The sequence below is a fragment of the Streptococcus sp. GMD6S genome (assembly GCF_000297015.1).
On sequence record NZ_AJRH01000331.1, the window covers coordinates 1 to 1,151 of the forward strand.

Genomic DNA, 1,151 nt, shown 5'->3' on the forward strand with positions numbered 1-1,151 from the left:
AAAATCATGACACTTTTAGATGTAAAACACGTTCAAAAAATCTACAAAACACGTTTCCAAGGAAACCAAGTCGAAGCACTCAAAGATATTCACTTTACCGTAGAAAAGGGTGACTACGTTGCCATCATGGGTGAGTCTGGTTCAGGAAAGTCAACCCTGCTCAACATCCTAGCTATGCTGGATAAACCAACTCGAGGCCAGGTTTACCTAAACGGAACAGACACAGCCACTATTAAAAATTCACAGGCTTCGAGTTTCCGTCGGGAAAAGTTGGGATTTGTCTTCCAAGACTTTAACTTGCTAGATACCCTGTCTGTTAAGGACAATATCTTGCTTCCGTTAGTGTTATCACGAAAACCTATCACGGAGATGATGAAGAAGTTGGTAGTGACAGCTGAAAATTTGGGCATCAACCAATTGCAAGAGAAGTACCCTTACGAGATCTCTGGTGGTCAAAAACAGCGGGTAGCAGTAGCACGCGCCATCATCACTGAACCTGAGGGAAGTTCACTATATTGGTGATAAACACGGAATCGAACACCAAGAAATCCTCAAGTCAGGCTTGAATGTGACCTTCCATTCTATTGCGACTGGTAAGTTGCGTCGTTACTTCTCTTGGCAAAATATGCTGGATATCTTCAAAGTTGGTTGGGGAATTGTCCAATCCCTCTTTATCATGTTACGACTGCGTCCACAGGCTCTTTTTTCTAAGGGGGGCTTTGTCTCAGTACCGCCGGTTATCGCAGCGCGTGTGTCAGGGGTACCTGTCTTTATTCACGAATCGGACCTTTCTATGGGCTTGGCCAATAAAATCGCCTATAAATTTGCAACTAAGATGTATTCAACATTTGAGCAGCCTGCTGGTCTTGCAAAAGTCGAGCATGTGGGGGCAGTAACCAAGGTTTCAGACCAAAACACTCCAGAACCAGATGAATTGGTGGATATCCAAACCCACTTTAATCCTAAATTGCCAACGGTATTGTTTGTCGGTGGTTCTGCAGGAGCCCGTGTATTTAACCAATTAGTGACAGACCATAAAAAAGAGTTGACAGAGCGCTACAATATTATCAATCTAACTGGAGATTCAAGCCTCAATGAGTTGAGTCAAAATCTCTTTCGTGTTGATTATGTGACGGATCTCTATCAACCCT

The 1,151-nt window shown here is 43.4% G+C and carries 2 pseudogenes; both read left to right on the forward strand.

What is annotated here, in order from left to right:
• Window positions 1–6: 6 nt before the first annotated feature.
• Window positions 7–501 (forward strand): annotated as a pseudogene (locus tag GMD6S_RS11400) (ABC transporter ATP-binding protein); the annotation flags it as partial.
• Window position 502: 1 nt separating this feature from the next.
• A pseudogene (locus tag GMD6S_RS11405) lies at window positions 503–1,151 on the forward strand (glycosyltransferase); the annotation flags it as partial.